Genomic DNA, 18774 nt, shown 5'->3' with positions numbered 1-18774 from the left:
TCCACGGTCGCGCCGCTGGTTGTCGGGGCATGCACGACCCGGGCAGTATGTCTTCCTGTGAACCATGCTCTCCTCGGCCTCGCCGGCAGCCCGGCTCTGCCTTTCGACCTGGTGCGGCGCCTGATCGCGGTCGCGGACGCGGACATCGCCGAGAGCCTGGCCGCGCGTGCGGACCTCGGCCACGGGCAGGCGGTCGCGTTGGCCGCCCGGGTCGGGGAGAGTGCGGAGCGGCTCGCGTACGAGGGTCTGCTGACCGCCGCCGACATCGACCCCGTCACGCGGCCGGAGGCCGCGCTCGCCCTGCTCGACCGGGCGGCCGGCGCCCCGGAGTGGGCAAGCCTGTTCGCCGGGGACCCGGACGCCAGGCGCCGGGAGAGGCTGGCCGCCTGTCCCGGGCTTCCCGACGACGTACGGGAGACGCTCGCCGCCGACCCGGACATTGCGGTCGTCGCGGAACTCGCGCTGTGGACAACCGCCGGCCTGGCGGCCCGGCTCGCCCGTCATCCGCATGCGGAGGTCCGGCGGGCGGTCGCGGCCAACGAGGCCACGCCACCGCACGTGCTGGCCGCGCTCGCCACCGGTGAGGGGCTACCGCCGTTGGAGCGGTGCCTGGTCTGCGACAGCGAGGAGACGCCCTTCGTTCACGATCCGCACTGTCCTCGGACCGACTGTGACCTGCGGTCCGGTGCCTCCTGCGACGGCTCCCACGAATCCACCGTGCACGAGACTGCCGGTCAGGTCCTGCGAAACCCGGCCACGCCTGTCGAGGCTCTCCTGCGGTACGCCGACCACCCCTCCATGATGCTGCGTTGGGCACTCGCCGCCCGCCCCGGCCTGCCGCCGGAGACAGCGGCGAAGCTCGCCGATGATCCCGTTCCCGGAGTCCGGGCCGATCTCGCGAAGAACCCGGCGATCGACGACACAGTCGTCCGGAAGCTGGCCGCCGACCACGGTCACGACGTGCGGCGCGCGCTCGCGCACAACCCACTGGTACCGCTCGACGTACTCTCCGGCCTCGCGGCCACCGTCAAGATCGGGCCGACGCCGCTGCCGAGGATCTGCGCCGCCTCCCCCGCCGAGGCCGAGGAGCTGTCCCGGTCGGCGGTTCCCGCGCTACGGATGCTCCTGGCCGAACGACGCGATCTGCCTGCCGCGCTCCGCGACCGGCTCGCCGCCGACCCGGACGCGAAGGTGGTCAACTCCATAGCGCCGCACCCGGGCCTCTCCGAGGACCAGCTGCGGATGATGATCGACCGGCACGGAGTCAGGGTCGTCGCCAGGGTGGCGGCCAACCCGGACGCACCGCCCGCCCTGCTCGAGGACCTGGCCGCTCGGCTGCCACCACCCCGCAAGGCGCTGCGCGAGATCGCCCGGCACCGCCGCGCGACGGGGCCGGCGCTGCTCGCCTGCCTCGCCGACAGCCGGGCCCGGCTGCCTGTCGCCCGGCACCCGGCCCTGCCGCCACGGGCCATCGTCGCCCTGCTCGCCGATGACGACTGGGAAGTGGTGGAGGCGGCCGCCGCCAACCCGTCGCTGCCGACGGCCGTCATGCGGGACCTGGTGCGCGGGGCCGAACAGGCCGCGACGCCGCGGGCGTGAGGCGAACCGACACGGCGACGGCAGCGGGCGACCACATCGCACCCTGCCCGGTGGTCCGTGGCCGAAGTGACGAAGGCCCACCGCACTGCTCCGGCGCCCGGACGTCGCACGAGCTCAGTCGCAGGGCGTGGCCGGGGACCGCATGCCCAGCCACTGCTCAGCGTCCCAGGCCCGGAACCGCTCTACTTCGGTGAACCCCAGCTTGGCCGCGAGGCGCATCGAGCCGGTGTTGGCCGTCTGGGTGGCGAGTGCCACCGGCTCGCCTGGAAGGACGCTGTCGAACCAGTCGAGTGCCGCCGCGCACGACTCGGCGGCGTACCCGGACCCCCACGCCTGCGGCAGGAACAGGTAGCCGAGATCGGCTTTCCCCACAGCAGCCGGGCGGTGCCGCTCCGACGCTCTCCTGAGCAGGATCTGGCCGATCATCACCCCGTCGAGGTCAATGGCGAAGCTCCCCGGCCACCGTTCGGGCACCTCGGGCATCTCTCGCTCGAGCTCGTCACGCGGCCGGGGGCCGCCGAGGTAGGTGTGCACCTCCGGTGAGGCGAGCAGCTCGATGAACGCCGCGCGGTCCTGGGCCCCGGGCTCGCGCAGCACGAGCCGCTCAGTCCTGATCGGGGCAGGTGGCCAGGCGACGGGTCCGAGTTCAGTCATACCCGCAAGCTACGCAACTGGTTCGGCGACGATCAAGACTCGCGGACCGGTCGCCCCACCGGCCCGGCCCCGAACCGCCGACGTCCCCGGCCGGCGGCGCCAACGAGCTCGTTAGAGGCCACCCGCCTGCCCCGCCGCCGCTACCCGCTCCCGGGATTCAGCGGCGGCCGCGGCCTCCCGCAGTGCCCGCAGACCATCGCTGACCAGGGGGTTGCTGCCCCCGCCACGTCGGACGAAGCCGACCAGCCGCCGTGCCGGCAGCACGTCACCGGTCAACGGTACGCGTACCAGGTCATGGCTCTGCGGGAACGTCGCGAGGCGCGGCACCAGGCAGATGCCGTGCCCGCCGGCCACCAGGGCGGCGATCGCGGACCAGTCGACGGCGTTGTGGATGACGCGGGGTGCGAAGCCTGCCGCCGCGCACGCCGAGGTGAGCAGGGCGTGCTGGTCCCGGGGGTCACCGGCGCGGAGCCAGGACTCCGCGGCCGCCTCGTGCAGCTCGACCTCGGTACGGCCGGCGAACCGGTGCCCGCGCGGCACCAGGAGATCCTGCGGCTCCTTCAGGAGCAGGTGCCGCTCGAAGCGTTCGTCGTCGTGTGGGGGTGTGCCGGGGGCCGGAATGACGACGGCGATGTCGCGTTCGCGGGTCAGCAGCATCCGGAAGCGGTCGGCCTCCGGATCCTCACCGAGGTAGTACGTCATCCCCGGATGCCAGGAGCGCAGCCGGGCCACGGCCGGCACCACCAGCGTGCCGAGTGCCGTCGCCACGGCGGTGATGCGCAGTTCACCCGGACCGTTGTCCCGGTGCGCGGCGAGGTCGGCTGCGGCGCGCTCCCACTGCGCGTGCAGCACGTCCGCGTGGTCGACGAGTGTGCGGGCGGCAGGTGTGAGCCGGACCCGGCGGCCCTGCGGTTCGAGCAGCCGCACGTTCAGTTCGGCGGAGAGACGGCTCAACTGCTGGGAGACGGTGGAGGGGGTGAGGTGCAGGGCCTCTGCCGTGGCGGTAACGGTGCCGGTCTCGGCGAGCACGCGCAGGGTCTGCAGGCGCGGATCAATCATGTGGCTCCCCCACACGGTTCCGTACAAAAATCTTCGATGGACGCGAACGATCGTATTCCCTCAGCCTGAGCATCGGACCGGTTCACTCACCGGCCCCGTCGCCCGGGGCAGTCGAGGCGCGCACATCGCACGGGGTGCCGGTGCGGCCGGCGCCGACGGCGCCGACGGCGCCACCCCCGACACCAGCCTGTCGAAGGAGCAGTCGAACCATGATTGATGTCGAGTCGGTCTCTGATGCGTCCGCTGTCGGTGGAAGCCGGCCAAGCGGCCCTTCGGTCGAGTACGGCCGGAGCGCCGGTGTGCCCGGCCGGTCCGGCCGGGCGGTCGTCCACGACGGTGCCGGGTCATGATCAATGCTGTCGTCGCCGGTCTGCTCGCCGGCTACGGGCTCGCGATCCCGGTCGGGGCCGTCGCCGTGCTGATGGTGAACATGACCGCGTCGACATCCTTTCGGACCGGCGCCGCCGCCGCGTTGGGAGCCGCCACCGCCGACGCGGGTTACGCGGTGGCGGCGGTACTCGGCGGCGGCTCGCTGGCGGTGGCCGTGCGGCCGGTGCTGGGACCGCTGCGCTGGGCCGCCTTCGCGATTCTGACCGCCATGGCGGCACGCGGCCTCGTCACAGCCCTGCGGCGCCGGCCGGATGGTGTGGGAAGCGCAGTGGCACACCGGCCGATCACCCCGCTGCGGGCTTACGTCACCTATCTCTCGCTGACCGCGCTCAACCCCTGGCCCGCCGTCTACTTCGTGACGCTGATCTTCGGGCAACAGGCTCAACAGCCCATGAACAGGGCCGAGTCGCTGGCCTACCTGTCCGGTATCACCTTCGCATCGGTGAGCTGGCAACTGCTGCTGGCGGGCGGCGGAAGACTGCTGGGAAGCGCCCTGACCAGCCGTCACGGCCGCACTGTCACAGCGGCGTTCTCCAGCTGCCTGATCTTCGGTCTCGGCCTCCGCATGGCGGTCGGCTGAACCTCCTCAGAGCGCCCGGAAGCGAAGATTTCCGGCGCCGGACGGCCAACTCCCCAAGCCGGTAAGGAAATCCCCTTGCTCAATGGTCAAGAATCGTTGACCATTGGACGCATGCCAACCGAAGATGTTCCCGAGACGTTTCACGTCACCACTGACGAGCAGCTGCGCGCCGTCTCCAATCTCACGCGCCACCGCATCATGGCCGTGCTCCGCTTCGAGCCGACGACGATCACGCAGATCGCGGCGCGGGTGGGCCTCGCGAAGGGCAGTTCCAGCTACCACGTGCGGCTGCTGGAGCGGGCCGGCCTGGTGAAGGTGGTGCGGACCCGGAAGGTGCGGGGGGTGACCGAGCGGTACTACGCGATGGCCGCGCGGTCGATCCTTCTGCCGGATCCGGGGGAAGGACAGCCGGACATGCTGATGCGGCACGCGGTGGCGGACCTGGAGGCGTCGCCCGTGAACGGCGCCCGACACGTTGGAATGGCTCATCTACGGCTCACCGAGGAGCAGTTCGCGGAGCTGGGGGCGCGGGTGGAGGCCCTGGCGCATGAGTACAGGAAGCTGTCCGACCCCTCGCTGCCGGACGCGTCGCTCGTCTTCGCACTGTTCCACCCCGCACAGGGCAAGCAGACCGAGGGGGAATCCAAGTGAGTACTGAAATAGCCAAGTTGCCGACCGGGTTCGGCCGGCTGTGGACCGCTCAGACCGTGTCCTCACTCGGGGACGGCGTGACGCATGCCGCGCTGCCGCTGCTCGCGCTGACGTTGACCCGGGATCCGATGGCGCTCGCGGTCGTCACGGCCGCCGGCACTCTCCCGTGGCTGCTCTTCGGGGTGGTCGGCGGCGCCCTGATGGACCGCTGGGACCGCAGGCGGACGATGTGGGTCGCGGACGCGGCCCGTGCGATGCTGCTCGTGATCCCGGCAGTGGCCGCCGTGCTGGACTCGCTGAGCATTCCGCTGCTCGCGACCGTAGCCTTCCTGCTCGGCCTCGGCGGGCTCTTCTTCGACACGGCCGCCACCGCCTATCTGCCCGATCTTCTCGGCCGCGACCCGGTACACCTGGAGCGGGCCAACTCCCGTCTGCGTGGGGCCCAGACCGCCATGTCCGGTTTCGCCGGGCCGCCCGCGGGCAGTGCGCTGCTCGCACTCGGGCGGTCGGTTCCGCTGCTCGCCGACGCGGTGTCGTTCGCGGTCTCGGCACTGCTCGTACGGTCGCTGCCCGCCACACCGCGGCCTGCCGGCGGCGTCCGCGCGTCGCTGCTGCAGGAGGCGCGCGCCGGGGCTTCCTACGTCTTCCGGGACCGGTTGCTGCTCGGGCTCGCGCTCCGTCCGGCGGTCGGGAACGTGGCATTCCTCGCCGTGGAGACCGTGCTCGCCCTGTTCGCGCGTGAACGTCTCGGCATCGGCACCTTCGGCTTCGGACTGCTCCTCACGGCGGAGGCCACCGGCGGGCTGCTCGGCGCGGGCATCGCTTCCTTCCTCGGCCGGCGACTCGGTACGGGCACCGCACTGACCTGCACGGCCGCGGTCGAGGGGCTTGCCGTTCTGGGGCTTGCCGCCGCCCCGAATCCGTACCTGGCCGGGCTCGCGCTCGCCGTCTGCGGGGCGGGCATGGGCGCCACGATGGTGCTCGCCCCCTCACTGCGGCAGGCGATCGTCCCGGCCCACCTGATGGGCCGGGTCGCCTCCACCTCCCGCATGCTCGCGATGTGCGCAGCCCCGTTCGGCGCGTTCGTCGGTGGCTGGCTGGCCACCACGTACGACGTGCGCACCCCGCTCTACGCCGCTGCGGGCCTCCTCCTCGCGATGACGGCCCTCACCGCGACCATGACCAGCAACCGCCGGGTCGAGGCCGCGCTGCGCGGCGCCGCACCGGCCGACAGCCCCAGCCGGCCGGGACCCGGGGAACCCGCCCGGGAAGCGGCGCCCGAATCAGCGTGACCGCACGACGCCGTGGATCGCCGGGGTCAGCGTTCGTAGGTGCCGGTCAGCCGGCCCCGGGCGAGGACGGGGGCCGTGACGGAGGCCAGGAGTGCGCGGGGCCGGGCACGCTCGGGCGCCTTCGGGCCGGGATCGCTGTCCAGGGTGGCCGCGAGGGCGAACAGCTGGAAGGTGTAGCGGTGCGGTCCATGGCCCTTGATGGGGCCGGGTCCGTGGTAGCCCCGCCCGATGGTGGAGCGGAGCACCCGCACTCCGGCAGCCGGGTGCCGGGCGTCGAGGGCGCCGGGGCCGAGCTCCCCGGACGCCGGGTCGACGAGGGCGACGCAGTGCACGGCGGGCTTGGACAGGGGGACGTCGATGTCCTCCACGACCAGGAGCAGTTGGGTGGTTCCGGGTGGCGGCGCCGTCCAGGACAGGTGGGGGGACAGGTTGTCGCCGCCGATGTTCTTCGCGCCGTGCCGCGGCGGCATGGGCTCGCCGTGGGCGAAGTGCCGGCTGGTAAGGGTGAGCAGTTCGGGGCCCTGCAGACCGGGCAGGTTCCAGGCCGCGTGGGTCTCGCCCGCTCGGCGGTTGTTCAGGAGTCGGCCGAGCAGGGTCATCGTGTCGCCTCCACCATGTCGATGACCTCGGCGGCGGTGGCGGTCTCGCCGATCTTGGGAAAGACGCGTTCGATGCTGTGCCGGTGGGCCTCGGGGTCGGGGTCGCTCATGGCATCGGTTGCCATGACGACGTGGTAGCCGTAGTCGGAGGCCGAGCGTGCGGTCGACTCGACGCCTGCGCCGGTCGAGATGCCCGCGAGCACGATCTGGGTGACGCCGAGGTCCCGCAGGAGGGTGTCGAGGCCGGTGTCGTGGAACGCGCTGCGGCGCCGCTTGGTGATCAGGTGGTCGGTCGGCCGGACATCGAGTTCGTCGATGAGGTCGGCCCAGCCCGGCGACAGGGCGCCGCTGCTTCCGGACCGTCCGGCATCGGTACGTCCTGACGCGCGTCCGGTGACGTTGACGAGGACCACGGGCAGGTCGTGGCCCCGGAACACGTCGGCCAGACGGGCCGCCTGCCCGACGGCGGTGGCAGTGGGCGGATTGCCGGCCAGGGCGGAGACGATGCCCTTCTGCAGGTCGATCACGACGAGTGCGGGCCTGGGATCGATCGTTGTCAGTGTCATGCCGTTGTCTCTCCTGTGGATTCCGGCCGGTCCGCCGGGCCGGACGGTGCGGCGGTCTCGGCCGCTGAGCCCTCCCTGCCGTCGTACGGGCCGGAGGCGGTGCGGGTGGGCGTGCGGGGCGGGGGCGCGGACTTGTGCGGCACCGGGGGCTCCGTGGCGGGGCTGCTGCCTCGCAGGAAGGAGGCGATCGCGGCGAGCAGGGCCAGGGCGGCGCCGAAGGCGAACACGATGATCAGGCCGGAGTGGAAGGGCCCTGCGATCAGGGACGGGAAGAACTCACGCCCCGTCAGAGCCTGTTGCTGCGCGGCTGTCAGGTGGGTGAGGGCGCCGGTGGGCTGGAGCAGGTGCTCGATCGGATTGACTCCGAGCTGGGCGGCGAAGAGTGAGGAGACCGGGGGCAGGCTGCCGACCTGGGTGGCGATGTGTGCCGGCACGCCCTGCTCCCGCAGGGCTGCGGTCAGGGTGTGCGGGAGGCTGCCGGCCAGTCCGGCGATCATGAGGGAGAAGAACACGCCGATGGAGACGGCGGTGCCGGAGTTCTGGAACGTGGCACGCATGCCGGAGGCGACGCCACGCAGCTTCGCGGGCACACTGCCCATGATCGACGAGGAGTTGGGTGAGGCGAACATGCCGCTCGCGATGCCGTTCACCGTGATCAGCACCGCGAAGGTCCAGTAGCTGAAGTCGATCGGGAGGAACAACAGGCCCAGGAAGCTGGCGCCGAACAGCAGCGCACCGCCGGTGGCCAGGCCACGGGAGCCGATCCGGTCGGACAGATAGCCGGACACGGGCCCGGCGGCGAGGAACCCGGCGGTCAGCGGCAGCATGAAGATGCCGGCCCACAGGGGCGTGTCTCCGTAGTCGTAGCCGTGCAGCGGCAGCCAGATGCCCTGCAGCCAGATGATCAGCACGAACTGCATCCCGCCCCGGCCGATCGAGATGGCGAGGCCGGCCAGGTTGCCGAAGGTGAAGGCCCGCAGGCGGAAGAGACCCAGTTCGATCATCGGGGCGCGGACGCGGTTCTCGATGACGACGAACGCGGCCAGGAGGATCACTCCCCCGGTTATCAGCCCGTCGGCCAGCGGATTGGTCCAGCCCATGGTGTGCCCGCCGTAGGGCTGCAGGCCGAAGGTGACCGCGATCAGGACGGCGCTGAGCCCCACCGCGAAGGTGATGTTGCCCCACCAGTCGATCCGGCCGCCGCCGCGCTTTCCGCTCTCGCGCAGCGTGCGGTAGGCCCACAGCGTGAAGAACACCCCGACCGGCACGTTCACCCAGAACACCGCCCGCCAGTCCCAGGCCGACAGCAGTCCCCCGGCGACCAGACCGATGAACATCCCCGCCAGGGCGGCGACTTGGTTGATACCCAGGGCGAAGCCGCGCTGCTCCTCGGGAAACGCGTCGGTCAGGATCGCGGCCGAGTTCGCCGTCAGCATCGAACCACCGACGGCCTGCACCAGGCGCCAGGCGATCAGCCACATCGCCCCGTGGCCCCCGTCGAAGGGGTCGAAGGACAGCAGTATCGAGGCGAGGGTGAAGACCGCGAACCCGGAGTTGTAGATCCGGACCCGGCCGTACATGTCCCCCAGCCGGCCCACCGTGACCACCAGGACTGCCTGGACCAGCCGGTACCCCATGATCATCCACAGCAGGTAGGCGATGTTGCCCGGGGCCAGCGGATCCAGGTGCACGCCCCGGAAGATGGCCGGCAGGGCGATCAGCACGATGGAACCGTCCAACGCGGACATGAAGACCGCGGCGGTCGTATTCGTCAGTGCCGTCCATTTGTACCGGTCACCGGGCGAGCCGGGCCGCGCACGCGTCTTGGACAGATCCGTCATCCGGCCGGCTCCTCGTGGTCGCTTCGGTGTCAGATGTTCTGAGCCAGCCGGTCCAGCAGTGGCCCCGCCGCGGCGAGCTGCTCCAGCTCGGCCTCGGTGAACGCGCCACCGGCGAGGGCCTGGGCGATGAGCTCGGTCCGCGCGTTGCGCTTGTCCTTCAGCTCCCGGCGTCCGGCGTCGGTCACCGTCAGCACCATGCGCCTGCCGTCGTCCGGGTCCGGGCTGCGATCGACCAGGCCGCGGGCTCTCAGCGCGGCGAGCGTCGCCCCCATCGCCTGGGCGGTGATCTGCACTTCCCGGGCCAGGGCGGAGGAGGTGGCGGGCCCCGAACGCTCCAGGCGCGACAGCGCCGTCCGTTCGGGCATCGTGAGCCCGTCTCCGGTCGGCACCTGCCGCACGCGCCGCAACAGCGCACCGACGCCCACCAGCAGGGAGGCGGCGACCTTGCCGGGTTCCAGATCCTCGTTCATATACTAAGGCTACCTTATCAGTCAGCCTTAGTTGTTTTTGGGTGCGGCGGAATGAGGAGTCCCCGCATTGGGGCACCTCAGCCGTCGAGGAGGGGTCCGAGCAACTCGTCGAGGTCCGACGGTTCCCGGTAGTGCACGCCGGTCATCCCGAGCGCGACGGCGGCTTCGATGTTCTCCGGCCGGTCGTCCACGAACAGGCATCGGTCCGCGGCGACGCCGGCTCGCTCGGCCGCGATCCGGTAGATCTTCGGGTCCGGCTTGGCCACCCCCACCCGGGCGCTGCTGACGACGTGGTCCGCGAAGTCCGCCAGCCCGAGCGACAGCAGATCGCTCTCCAGCTCCAGGGTCGCGTTGGTCACCAGGACCAGGGGCATACGGGTGCGGACCCGGCGGAGCAGGCCCACCACCGCCTCGTCGGCGTGGAACGGCGCCTCGGCGAGCGCCCTGCCCAGTTCGTGGGCCCGCGCCCGCGGGACCAGGCGGGAGAGCGCGAGCGCGATGGTCTCCACCCACTGCGGTTGCGTGATCCGGCCGAGAAGCAGCGGCAGATCCGTCTCCGGCGCGAAGGCGACTTCCATGGTCGTGCCCGGGGCCAGCCCCGCGAGGCGTTCCAGGTGCGTCAGCCTCGTCGTGTCGTAGAAGCGGATCACGTTGTCGAAGTCGCACAGCACCGCGTCGAAGGGCCTGGCGCGAGGGAGGGAAGTCGTCACCGCCCCGGCTAGCACAGGGGCGGCGAGCGGCCGCTCGGCCGGGCGGCCCTGATTCCCGCGTGCGGCCGGGGCGCGGGCGGTGCCGCCCGCCGGGTCAGGCGGCGAGCGTCCTGTCCAGTGCGGCGAGTCCGTCCCGGTAGATGCCCTCGAAGAGGGCGGCCGCCTCGCCGTCACCGGCCCCGTCCGGCGTGAACGTTCCCGACCACTCCACCCGGGATCCTGCCGCGCCCAGGTCGACGACCTCGAGCGTGGAGCGGTAGTCCGTGACCGGGAAGGGTGCCCGGACTATGGAGTAGACGTAGGTGCGGGCCCGCTCGTCGAAGGACTCCAGGCGTTCCACGATGACCCCGCCCTCCTCGTTCGTCAGGGTGCGCAGCCGGGCGCCCTCGCCGAGCCGGCTCTCCTTGATGTACGGCAGCCAGTCCGGCAGGGAGCCGAAGCCGCCGATGAGCTGCCAGACCCGGTCCGCGGGCCACGGGGTGGTGAGGGTGGCGGTGGCGGAGGTCATGAGGCGTCCTTCACGGGGACGGGTGCGTCGTGGGCGATGATCTTCTGGTCCCGCAGCGACTTCCAGAACGCGTACGGCACGTTCTCGGTGAGGGCGCCGAGGTCCTCGGCTATGCGGCTGGGACGGGTCGCGCCGGGGATGGCCGCGGCGACGGCCGGGTGTGCCAGTACGAACTGGAGGGCGGCGGACTTGATGCCGATGCCGTGCTCCTGTGCCAGCGCCTTGATCCGGCTCACCTTCTCGACGATGTCGGCGGGTGCCTCGGCGTACTCGTAGTGGTTGCCGCCGGCGAGGATGCCCGAGCTGTAGGGGCCGCCGACGACGATGTCGACGTCCTGCTCGGCCGCGGCGGGCAGGAGGCGCTGCAGCGCCCGCGAGTGGTCGAGCAGGGTGTAGCGGCCGGCGAGGAGGAACGCGTCGGGGCGCGGCTCGTCCAGGTCCAGCGTCATCTCCAGCGGCTCGACCTTGTTGACGCCGAGTCCCCAGGCCTTGATGACGCCTTCCTCGCGCAGCCGGGTCAGGGCGCGGAACGCGCCGGTGCGGGCACTCTCGTACATGGCGAGCCAGTCGTCGCCGTAGAAGTCCTGCGCGATGTCGTGGACCCAGACGATGTCGAGGCGGTCCGTCCTGAGGCGCTCGAGGCTGTCTTCCACGGAGCGCAGCGTCGCGTCGGCGCTGTAGTCGTTGACGATCCTGTTGGGCCGTCCGTGCTCGAACAGGGCGCCCTTTTCGCCGAGTTGACGGCTCGCGGGGTCCTCGACCTCGTCGAGGATGACGCGGCCGACCTTGGTGGACAGGACGTACTGCGCGCGGGGCTTGTCGGCGAGGACATCACCGAGGCGGATCTCGGCGAGGCCGGCGCCGTACAGCGGGGCGGTGTCGAAGTAGCGGATGCCCTGGTCCCAGGCGGCCTGCACGGTGGCGGCGGCCTCTTCGTCGGGGATGGCGCGGAACATGTTGCCGAGGGGGGCGGTGCCAAAGCCGATGCGGCCGGGCAGCAGGGAACGGATGCTCATGGTGGTGCCTCGTTCTTGTGCGTGGGGGGTGCGGTGGTGGCCGGGAGGGTCAGTTGAGGGTGTCGGGGTCCGGGCCGGTGCGCAGGGCGCGGTCCAGGGCGGTGAGGGCCTCGATGTCCTCGTCGCTCAGCCGGAAGCCGAAGACGTCGAGGTTCTCGCGGATGCGGGCCTCGGTCACCGACTTGGGGATGACCACGTTGCCGGTCTGCAGGTGCCAGCGCAGGACGATCTGGGCCGGGCTCCTGCCGTGCTTCGCGGCGAGCGAGACGATCGCCTCGTCGCCCAGGACGGCGCCCTGAGCCAGCGGGCTCCAGGCCTCGGTGGCGATGCCGTGGCGGGCGTGCAATGCGCGCAGTTCCCGCTGCTGGAGACCCGGGTGCAGCTCGATCTGGTTGACGGCCGGGACGACGGAGGCGCTCTGCAGGAGGCGCTCCAGGTGGGCGGGCTGGAAGTTGGAGACGCCGATGGCGCGGGTGCGGCCGTCCGCGAGGAGCTTCTCCAGGGCGCGCCAGGTCTCGGGGTAGAGGTCGCGGGCCGGGGTCGGCCAGTGGATCAGGTAGAGGTCGACGTGGTCGAGCCCGAGCTTGTCCAGGGAGGCGTCGAAGGCGGCCAGCGCGGAGTCGTAGCCCTGGTCGGCGTTCCACAGCTTGGTGGTGATGAACAGCTCGTCGCGGGGGACGGCGGAGTCGGCGAGCGCCCGGCCGACGCCGCGCTCGTTGCCGTAGACCGCGGCGGTGTCGATGCTGCGGTATCCGGCGTCGAGGGCTGCGCCGACCGCGGCGGTGGTCTCGTCGTCGGGAACCTGGAAGACGCCGAAGCCGAGCTGCGGCATGGTGACGCCGTTGTTCAGGGTGATGGTCGGAATGGAGCTCATGATGTTCTCGTTCTTTCCGGGGGGACGCGCATGCATCAGCGCCTTACAAGCGACAACAATAATTGCATGCGCGGGCTATTGCAAGCGCACCATAGTGGCGTGCGCCTCATCCCGGACGGCCATCCCCGGCCCGCGTGCTCTCCCCGGATCCCTGCCTCTCCCCGGCCCCGTGGTCGTCTCAGCCCAGCAGCAACGACCTCGGCTGAGCGGAAAGTGCCTGGTCGAGGACGAGGGATGCGGCTCCGACCGCCGCCACGTTCTCGCCCAGGACGGTGGAGGCGACGGTTGTGGCGTGGGCCGCCCTGACGAACGGGGACCTGGCCACCATCGGCTCGATCGTGGCCAGGAGGCGCTCACCCAGCACGTGCCAGGTCGGCCCGCCGAACACGATGCTGTCGACGTCCAGGAGCGTCGCCGCCGCGCACACCCCCCGGCCGACACGCAGCCCCAGCCGCTCGATGATGCCGTCCGCCTGGGTGTCCCCCTCGGCGGCGAGCCGGCCGAGGCTCTCCAGGCCGCTCTGGGCGTCGGCCGGGTCGAGCACGGTGTACTCGCCACCGAGGACGCCGAGGGCGATGGCCTCGTCGACCAGGGTCCGGGTGGAGCAGGCGGCGCCGAGCCCGCCCACCTCGCCCGCGTTCCCGGAGACCCCGCGCAGCACGGTGTCGTCCACCACGAGCCCCATGCCGGACCCGGTGCCGAGGTAGAAGAAGAGCAGGTTGCGGCTGTCGGTGACGGCCCCCGCCCAGCGCTCGGCGACGACGGCGGCCGTGACGTCCTTGTCGAGCAGAGCCGGGAAGCCGGTCGCCTCGCTGAGCCGGTCACGCAGCGGATAGCGGCCCCAGCCGTGCAGTTCGGGCGGCTCGACCACCCATCCGGCGGTGACGTCGATGGGGCCCGGCGCGGCGATGCCGAGACCGAGGATCCGTCCGTGGTCGATCCCGGACTCCGCCACGATCCCGGACACGGACGCGGCCATGTCCGCGACGGTGCCGCCCGTGTCGCCCCCGCTGGGGGTACGCCGGCTGCGCTGGGCCACGACCCTGCCGAGCAGGTCCACCAGGACGCAGGTGATCACGGCGGGGTCGAGATGGACCCCCACCGCGTAGCGCGAGGTGGGCACGATCTCCAGCAGGGTGCGGGGCTTGCCGCTGCCGGTGTTGTGTTTGCCCGACTCACGGGCGACGCCCCGGTCGAGCAGACGCCGGGTGATGTTCGAGACCGTCTGCGCGGACAGTCCGGTGGCCTGAGCGAGTTCCACCCGGCTCAGGCCGCCGTGGTGCCGGCGGATGGCGTCGAGGATCACGGACTCGTTGAAGTCCCCCATCCTCGGCAGGTTGGTGCCGCGCCTGATGCCGCCCTTCTCCGTGCTCGCCGTCTCGGTCGTCAACGTGCCTCTCCCAGCCTCGGCGGGCGACGGCGGCGAGATCGCCGCCTCGCCTGCGACGGCAACAGAATCGATGGAATGGTACGACGCGGGTGGGACAGTGCGCCGGAGCGCATGCCCACGGCGCAACTATCCCTCCCTCGCGGCGACTTCACCTCCGCGCCCCCGGGCGCAGACGCACCGTGCGGATCTGGAAGGGCCGCAGCCTCAGCTCGACGGACCCGCCGTCCGGCGTCAGTTCGCGCGTAGGGCGCTCCAGCAGGTCGCAGTCCTGCGCCCCGGCGAGCGGGAATCCGGCGCTCAGGCGCGCCCCGACCGCTCCCCCGCACGCCTCGTACAGCCGGACCACGACGTCACCGCTCCGGTCGTCGGCGAGCTTGACCGACTCCACCACCACATCGGTGGAGTCGAGCGTGACCAGGGCGGCCGCCTCGGCCGGAGCCGCCCGCAGCGGCAGGTTCAACGCGTAGCCGCCCGCGACGGCCTCCTCGATCCCGGCGCCGGCGAGCAGCGCGTAGCCGAAGCCGTGGCTGCCCCGGTCGGCCTGCGGGTCGGGGCTGTGCGGGGAGCGCAGCAGGGAGAGCCGCAGCGTCGTGGTGGTCCCGCCGTCCTCGCGGGTGTCGTGGCGCACGTCGTGACCGTAGGTGGAGTAGGTCAGCAGTGCGGCGCCCCAGTGCCGCTCACCGACGTGCACCCAGCGGTGTGCCCACAGTTCGAAGCGGGCCGCGTCCCAGCTGGTGTTCTCGTGGGTGGGCCGCTGCACATGGCCGAACTGGATCTCCGCGCTCTCCCGTTCCGCGTGCACGTCGAGCGGCCAGGCCGCCTTGAGTACCGTGTCGCGCTCCTGCCAGTCGATGTCGTTGCGTACGGTCGCCCGGCGGCTCTCGGCGGCGAGTTCGATGTGCTGGACGAACCGCGATTCGCCGTGGACCCGCTCTACGCGTACCGCCGCCAGGAGCGGGCCCTCGTCCACCAGGGTCACGGACTCGCAGGTGTCGAGGTAGTGCACGACGTCGCGGTAGTACGAGTCGATGTTCCACGCCGACCACAGGTTCGGGTCGTCGGGGTGGAGCTGCAGGAGATTGCCCGCGGTGCCGGGGGCGATCGCCTCCCGCCGCGCCTCGTGGTCGTACACCGAGGTGACCAGGCCGCGCCGGTCCACGACGACGCTCAGCACCCCGTTGCCGAGGACGAACCCGCCGTCCTCGGCGCGTGCCGTGACGGGCTCCCGGGTGTCGACCGCGCCGCCGGAGGCCAGCGGCCCCGCCTCCGCGAGTACCGCCGTGCACCCGTTGGCGAGGCGCTGCGCCCCCGCGAATCCCTGGTCGCCGGTGAGGACGGCGACCTCGCGGCGGGCGTGCGGCCCGGCGTTCAGCAGCGCGGGGTCGCCGGGCAGCCGCCCCGCCGCGTCGGCGATCAGCGTCTCCAGCTCGGCGTGGATCTCGCCGTACTCCCGCTCGGCCCGCCGGTGCACCCAGGCGATGGACTAGCCCGGCAGGATGTCGTGGAACTGGTTGAGCAGGACCCGCTGCCACAGCGATTCGAGCCGCTCGTACGGGTAGGGCGCGCCGGACCGTACCGCGTCCGTGGCCGCCCAGAGCTCCGCCTCGCGCAGCAGCGCCTCGCTGCGCCGGTTGCCCCGTTTGGTACGGCCTGACTGGTGTAGGTGCCGCGATGGTTATCCAGGTACAACTCGCCGCGCCAGACGGGCAGTCGCGCATCCTCTCGTTCGGCGCGCGCCGCCTCGAAGAAGGCGTCGGGCGACTCGACCACGACCTTCGGTGAGCCTTCGAGGTCGCGCAGGCGGCGCGCCTTCTCCAGCATCGAGCGGCTGGGGCCGCCGCCGCCGTCCCCGTAGCCGAACGGGACGAGGGATCGGGTGGCCACCCCCTTGTCGTTGAAGTTGCCCTCGGCGTGGGCGTTCTCACTGGCCGTCAGTGAGGCGTTGCAGCTGTCGACGGGCGGGCAGTGGGTGAAGATGCGCGAGCCGTCGATGCCCTCCCATTCGAAGGTGTGGTGGGGCAGCCGGTTCGTCTCGTTCCAGGAGAGCTTCTGGGTGAGGAACCACTCGGCGCCCGCCAGTCTGGCGAGCTGGGGGTAGGCAGCGGGTACTCCTGGGCGAGGGTGGTCATGTTGGTGAAGGCGCGCGCGCTTGCGCACGGTCTCGCGCACCGGCCACAGCCAGGCCGAGTCGATGTGCGCGTGGCCGACGGCGGAGGGTGTGCGCGGAGGCGTGCGCGGGCCGGGACAGCACGTCGGCCAGGAGTGCCCTGGCGCGCGCCGCCGTCGCGGCGACGTCGGCCGGGTCGACGGCGTCGGCGGCGCAGCGCAGCGCGTAGAGGATCTCGTGGCGCCGGGTGGAGCTGAGCGGCAGCTCGTGCATCAGCTCGTCGAGCACCTCGATGTCGTGGACGAGGTGCCACACGTCTTCCTCGCGCACCGCGATCTCGGCCTGCTTGAGGCGGGTAGCGGAGCGCGTCCCCGGCGGTCTCCAGGGAGCCGTGGTGCAGGTGCAGGCCGGCGCTGCCGACGATCGGCGGGTTGGGGCCAGTTCGATCAGCAGCTCGACGGTGGCGCCCGCGGTGGCCGATTCGTCGAGGAGCACGCTGCGGTTGTACGGGTGCAGGCCCTGGAGCGGCGCGCCCCGGTCGTCGTGCACCAGGCCCTCGGCCTGACCGCCGGGCCCCTTGGACAGGTCGAAGTCGAGGTCGAAGACGGCCTCCACGCGGCGCCCGGACCAGCCGTCGGGGATCTCGGTGCGGGCCCGCATCCAGGTCGTCCGCCAGGGGCTGCCCCAGGCGTCTCCGAGCGTGAAGGGCTCGTAGTCGGCGCTCAGTGCCTCGGCGACGAGGACGGGTTCCCCCTCGACGCGCCAGGCGCTCAGGGCGAGGGGGCGTACGGCGCTGCAGACGGCGGGTCGGACGACCCGGTCGAGCAGCTTACGGATCCGGGCCTCGATGATCCGGCGGTCGTCATGCACGGAACTGGTCCTTCCACGGGTCGTAGGCGGAGTCGTCGGGGGCCGGCAGCCTGATGGTGTCGTGCGCGCCGTCGGGCCAGGTCGCGTCCGCGAGCAGGGCCCCGCCCTCGGCGCGGGTGGCCACCTGGGGCAGGGCGCCAGGTCCTGCGCCGCCCAGGTGGATGAGGGCGACGTGGATCGTGCCGTGGGCGACGGGTCCCTCGGTTGCCACGACCGGGGTGGCGGAGGAGGCGCCGAGGGCGTTGCTGCCGGACCCTGCCACCGTTGCCGCGCGGGGCAGCCCGTGCGTCCCGATGACGACGGAGACCAGCCCGTCGGCTCCCTCGACCCGGGCCCCGGGGCCCTCGGCGGTCGCGGAACCGGCGGCGGAGCGGGGATCGACGGCCAGCGCCCAGCCGCCGACCCGCAGCCGGTGCCCGGCCGCCTCGCCGCCGCCCCCTCGCGCACGGTCCCCTGCACAGCCGTCGACGCGTACGGCGCGCACCTCGACGGAGCCCCGCAGGGCCGACCCCGTGGTGATCCAGGGGCCCAGGACGTAGGGGGTGTCGGGTCCGCCGAAGACGTCCCAGGTGGCGTCCTTCGGCCAGTGGGCGCGGGACCGGGAGACGGCCGTGGCCCCGTCGACCGAGATCCGGGTGGCGGGACGCCGGTGCGAGGCGCGTCCCGCGGCGTCCAGCAGGACGACCGCGTTGTCGAGCGGCTCGGCGTCCGCGCTGCCGCCGGGGACCGTGGTGTCGCCGGGGGTCTCCGGGGCGGTGTGCGTCGAGTAGGCGAAGCGGGCGTAGGCGGGGTCGTCGGCATGCGGGCGGGCCGGGTCCGCGTGGTCGCCGCCGTGGTTGACGACCCGGACGACGCCGTCGGCGGCGGTGCCCGAGACGAGCCAGCCGGGTGCGGTCAGGGTGCGGGTGAAGTCGCCCTGTTCGACGGGCAGCGGGGGTGCCTCCTCGGTCCACACCGGGTGGCCGGGCGACAGGGCGAGGCCGATGAACCCCTTGCTCGCCCAGTAGGGGGACGCGGGACCCGAGTACCCCTGCAGGATGCCTCGGAAGGGCCGGTGCCAGTCGAGCCTCAGCAGCCCCCGCTCGTCGGTGGCGCCGTGACCGGTGAAGTGGTCCAGCGTCCGGCTCGCGAGCGCCCGGGTCTCCCCCGGTGCCAGCGGTGTGGCGTCGAACAGGGCGCCGGTCCACAGCGGGGCGAGCGCTGCGTGCCGGTAGGTGAGGGAGCGGCCCTGGACGAGCGGCGAGCCGTTGGCACCGGTCAGCAGGCGCTGGTCCGCCAGGAAGCGGCGCAGCCTGGCCCGGTAGCGGTCGAGGAGCCCGTCGGGTGCCGCGTCGCCGAGGATGCGTCAGAACCACAGCGGGTACAGGTGCATGGCCCAGCCGTTGTAGTGGTCGAAGTTGCGGTGGGCGGCGCCGGTGAGCCCGTCCGAGTACCAGCCGTCCCCGGCGTACCAGCCGTCGGTGAGGGCGATGACGCGGTCGAGGTCCTGCTGGCGCCACTGCCCGCCGGGCAGGTGGATCAGGGCGTGCTGGTCGGTGGCGTACGGCCGTACGGCGAGCAGCATCCGGTCCGCGGTCCGCTCCCAGTGGGCGCGGTCC

Annotated in this window: 18 protein-coding genes and 2 pseudogenes; 4 read left to right on the top strand and 16 right to left on the bottom strand. The window is 72.3% G+C overall.

Annotated elements, in window-relative coordinates; genetic code table 11:
• Positions 1-57: 57 nt before the first annotated feature.
• The gene (locus tag ACGFU6_RS02940; RefSeq protein ID WP_393607722.1) at positions 58-1599 is read left to right on the top strand and encodes a hypothetical protein; all 1542 of its coding nucleotides are present in this window, start codon (positions 58-60) and stop codon (positions 1597-1599) included.
• A gap of 114 nt (positions 1600-1713) precedes the next feature.
• Here ACGFU6_RS02940 and ACGFU6_RS02935 read toward each other — a convergent pair whose 3' ends face one another.
• Both ACGFU6_RS02935 and ACGFU6_RS02930 read right to left on the bottom strand, forming a co-directional pair.
• Complete coding sequence (locus tag ACGFU6_RS02935) at positions 1714-2253, bottom strand: GNAT family N-acetyltransferase (protein WP_393607721.1); 540 nt, start codon at positions 2251-2253, stop codon at positions 1714-1716.
• 111 nt (positions 2254-2364) lie between these two features.
• Entirely contained in the window at positions 2365-3312 is a 948-nt protein-coding gene (locus ACGFU6_RS02930) for a LysR family transcriptional regulator (RefSeq protein ID WP_393607720.1), read from the bottom strand.
• Positions 3313-3658: 346 nt separating this feature from the next.
• Here ACGFU6_RS02930 and ACGFU6_RS02925 point away from each other — a divergent pair, with 346 nt between their 5' ends.
• The 3 genes from ACGFU6_RS02925 (at position 3659) to ACGFU6_RS02915 (ending at position 6225) form a co-directional block, all read left to right on the top strand.
• Complete coding sequence (locus ACGFU6_RS02925) at positions 3659-4282, top strand: LysE family transporter (protein ID WP_393607719.1); 624 nt, start codon at positions 3659-3661, stop codon at positions 4280-4282.
• Between the two features lie 111 nt (positions 4283-4393).
• Positions 4394-4933 carry an ArsR/SmtB family transcription factor gene (locus ACGFU6_RS02920; RefSeq protein ID WP_393607718.1) on the top strand — a complete coding sequence of 180 codons (540 nt, stop codon included), beginning with the start codon at positions 4394-4396 and terminating at the stop codon, positions 4931-4933.
• 17 nt (positions 4934-4950) lie between these two features.
• Positions 4951-6225, top strand: coding sequence for an MFS transporter (locus ACGFU6_RS02915; RefSeq protein ID WP_393607807.1), 1275 nt, complete (start codon positions 4951-4953; stop codon positions 6223-6225).
• A 26-nt stretch (positions 6226-6251) separates the two neighbouring features.
• Here ACGFU6_RS02915 and ACGFU6_RS02910 read toward each other — a convergent pair whose 3' ends face one another.
• The 14 genes and pseudogenes from ACGFU6_RS02910 to ACGFU6_RS02845 form a co-directional block, all read right to left on the bottom strand.
• Positions 6252-6824 carry a YbhB/YbcL family Raf kinase inhibitor-like protein gene (locus tag ACGFU6_RS02910; protein WP_393607717.1) on the bottom strand — a complete coding sequence of 191 codons (573 nt, stop codon included), beginning with the start codon at positions 6822-6824 and terminating at the stop codon, positions 6252-6254.
• The gene (locus ACGFU6_RS02905) at positions 6821-7390 is read right to left on the bottom strand and encodes an isochorismatase family cysteine hydrolase (protein ID WP_393607716.1); all 570 of its coding nucleotides are present in this window, start codon (positions 7388-7390) and stop codon (positions 6821-6823) included. Before ACGFU6_RS02905 ends, ACGFU6_RS02910 begins: the two co-directional genes overlap by 4 nt.
• Positions 7387-9231 carry an MFS transporter gene (locus tag ACGFU6_RS02900; protein WP_393607715.1) on the bottom strand — a complete coding sequence of 615 codons (1845 nt, stop codon included), beginning with the start codon at positions 9229-9231 and terminating at the stop codon, positions 7387-7389. The genes ACGFU6_RS02905 and ACGFU6_RS02900 overlap by 4 nt, the downstream gene beginning before the upstream one ends.
• A gap of 29 nt (positions 9232-9260) precedes the next feature.
• Positions 9261-9701: a MarR family winged helix-turn-helix transcriptional regulator gene (locus ACGFU6_RS02895; RefSeq protein WP_393607714.1), complete on the bottom strand. Its 441-nt coding sequence runs from the start codon at positions 9699-9701 to the stop codon at positions 9261-9263.
• 77 nt (positions 9702-9778) lie between these two features.
• A complete protein-coding gene (locus ACGFU6_RS02890) occupies positions 9779-10411 on the bottom strand; it encodes an HAD-IA family hydrolase (protein WP_393607713.1) in 633 nt (210 codons plus the stop codon).
• 94 nt (positions 10412-10505) lie between these two features.
• On the bottom strand, positions 10506-10919 hold the full coding sequence (locus ACGFU6_RS02885) for an SRPBCC family protein (RefSeq protein ID WP_393607712.1): 414 nt from the start codon (positions 10917-10919) through the stop codon (positions 10506-10508).
• Positions 10916-11935, bottom strand: coding sequence for an aldo/keto reductase (locus ACGFU6_RS02880; protein ID WP_393607711.1), 1020 nt, complete (start codon positions 11933-11935; stop codon positions 10916-10918). The genes ACGFU6_RS02885 and ACGFU6_RS02880 overlap by 4 nt, the downstream gene beginning before the upstream one ends.
• A 49-nt stretch (positions 11936-11984) precedes the next feature.
• A complete protein-coding gene (locus ACGFU6_RS02875) occupies positions 11985-12809 on the bottom strand; it encodes an aldo/keto reductase (RefSeq protein WP_393607710.1) in 825 nt (274 codons plus the stop codon).
• A 178-nt stretch (positions 12810-12987) separates the two neighbouring features.
• A complete protein-coding gene (locus ACGFU6_RS02870; protein WP_393607709.1) occupies positions 12988-14199 on the bottom strand; it encodes an ROK family transcriptional regulator in 1212 nt (403 codons plus the stop codon).
• Between the two features lie 148 nt (positions 14200-14347).
• Positions 14348-15670 carry a glycoside hydrolase family 38 C-terminal domain-containing protein gene (locus ACGFU6_RS02865; RefSeq protein ID WP_393607708.1) on the bottom strand — a complete coding sequence of 441 codons (1323 nt, stop codon included), beginning with the start codon at positions 15668-15670 and terminating at the stop codon, positions 14348-14350.
• Between the two features lie 12 nt (positions 15671-15682).
• Positions 15683-15811, bottom strand: a complete 129-nt coding sequence (locus ACGFU6_RS02860; protein ID WP_393607806.1) for a hypothetical protein — start codon at positions 15809-15811, stop codon at positions 15683-15685.
• A gap of 143 nt (positions 15812-15954) precedes the next feature.
• Positions 15955-16377: pseudogene (locus ACGFU6_RS02855) on the bottom strand (hypothetical protein); the annotation flags it as partial.
• Positions 16325-17176 carry a hypothetical protein gene (locus ACGFU6_RS02850; protein ID WP_393607707.1) on the bottom strand — a complete coding sequence of 284 codons (852 nt, stop codon included), beginning with the start codon at positions 17174-17176 and terminating at the stop codon, positions 16325-16327. The gene ACGFU6_RS02850 and the pseudogene ACGFU6_RS02855, both read right to left, overlap by 53 nt.
• Positions 17169-18740 (bottom strand): annotated as a pseudogene (locus ACGFU6_RS02845) (DUF2264 domain-containing protein). Before ACGFU6_RS02845 ends, ACGFU6_RS02850 begins: the two are co-directional and overlap by 8 nt.
• Between the last annotated feature and the right edge of the window lie 34 nt (positions 18741-18774).

The sequence above is a fragment of the Streptomyces sp. NPDC048462 genome, from assembly GCF_043200175.1.
Lineage (GTDB): Bacteria > Actinomycetota > Actinomycetes > Streptomycetales > Streptomycetaceae > Streptomyces.
This window is presented reverse-complemented; position numbering and strand designations above follow the sequence as displayed.

Excerpts from the sequence above, each read along its gene's own strand:
- ACGFU6_RS02895 (WP_393607714.1), bottom strand. The coding sequence starts at position 9,701 with ATGAACGAGGATCTGGAACCCGGCAAGGTCGCCGCCTCCCTGCTGGTG.
- ACGFU6_RS02875 (WP_393607710.1), bottom strand. The coding sequence starts at position 12,809 with ATGAGCTCCATTCCGACCATCACCCTGAACAACGGCGTCACCATGCCG.
- ACGFU6_RS02930 (WP_393607720.1), bottom strand. The coding sequence starts at position 3,312 with ATGATTGATCCGCGCCTGCAGACCCTGCGCGTGCTCGCCGAGACCGGC.
- ACGFU6_RS02880 (WP_393607711.1), bottom strand. The coding sequence starts at position 11,935 with ATGAGCATCCGTTCCCTGCTGCCCGGCCGCATCGGCTTTGGCACCGCC.
- ACGFU6_RS02900 (WP_393607715.1), bottom strand. The coding sequence starts at position 9,231 with ATGACGGATCTGTCCAAGACGCGTGCGCGGCCCGGCTCGCCCGGTGAC.
- ACGFU6_RS02925 (WP_393607719.1), top strand. The coding sequence starts at position 3,659 with ATGATCAATGCTGTCGTCGCCGGTCTGCTCGCCGGCTACGGGCTCGCG.
- ACGFU6_RS02905 (WP_393607716.1), bottom strand. The coding sequence starts at position 7,390 with ATGACACTGACAACGATCGATCCCAGGCCCGCACTCGTCGTGATCGAC.
- ACGFU6_RS02885 (WP_393607712.1), bottom strand. The coding sequence starts at position 10,919 with ATGACCTCCGCCACCGCCACCCTCACCACCCCGTGGCCCGCGGACCGG.
- ACGFU6_RS02910 (WP_393607717.1), bottom strand. The coding sequence starts at position 6,824 with ATGACCCTGCTCGGCCGACTCCTGAACAACCGCCGAGCGGGCGAGACC.
- ACGFU6_RS02920 (WP_393607718.1), top strand. The coding sequence starts at position 4,394 with ATGCCAACCGAAGATGTTCCCGAGACGTTTCACGTCACCACTGACGAG.
- ACGFU6_RS02935 (WP_393607721.1), bottom strand. The coding sequence starts at position 2,253 with ATGACTGAACTCGGACCCGTCGCCTGGCCACCTGCCCCGATCAGGACT.